The organism is Hydrogenophaga sp. 70-12, assembly GCF_001897365.1.
GTDB classification, from domain to species: Bacteria; Pseudomonadota; Gammaproteobacteria; order Burkholderiales; family Burkholderiaceae_C; genus Hydrogenophaga; species Hydrogenophaga borbori.
This window is the reverse complement of the sequence record NZ_MKSS01000158.1, coordinates 13,782-14,156: the sequence shown is the minus strand read 5'-3', so window position 1 is coordinate 14,156 and position 375 is coordinate 13,782. Positions and strand designations below refer to the sequence as shown.

1 protein-coding gene is annotated in these 375 nt (G+C 65.3%); it reads right to left on the bottom strand.

Annotation, left to right across the window (positions count from 1 at the left end):
- Positions 1–194 (bottom strand): helix-turn-helix domain-containing protein (locus BGO22_RS09630; RefSeq protein ID WP_286850470.1); only part of this gene is annotated, 194 nt, incomplete at its 3' end.
- Positions 195–375 lie beyond the last annotated feature (181 nt).

Sequence of the window (375 nt, the reverse complement as noted above, 5' to 3'; positions counted from 1 at the left end):
CGGCGCCACAAGGCCACCTGGCGCCGATCGAGCTTCACCTCCTCGGCGATGTCCTTGTTGCGCCAGCCCTGCGCCGCCAGCAGGATCAGCCGGGCGCGCTGCTGCACACGGGCCTGCACGCGCCGCCCCTTGGACAGCGCGCGCAATTCGCGCTCGGTTTTCGCATCCGTCTCGATCGCTTCGGCCACCCGCATCTTGGCTACCTCCTGGGCGACTGAGCCCTTCTCGCGAGCATAAGTTCCATCAATTCTGGCGCGCTGTACACCGATGCGCGCGAACGAATTTCCGCGCGGGTATCGGTCGCATGCATCACGCGGCTCAACTCAAGCTTCGTTACATGCGGCCCAGGGGCGGGCTCCAAGAATGAATTGGCGA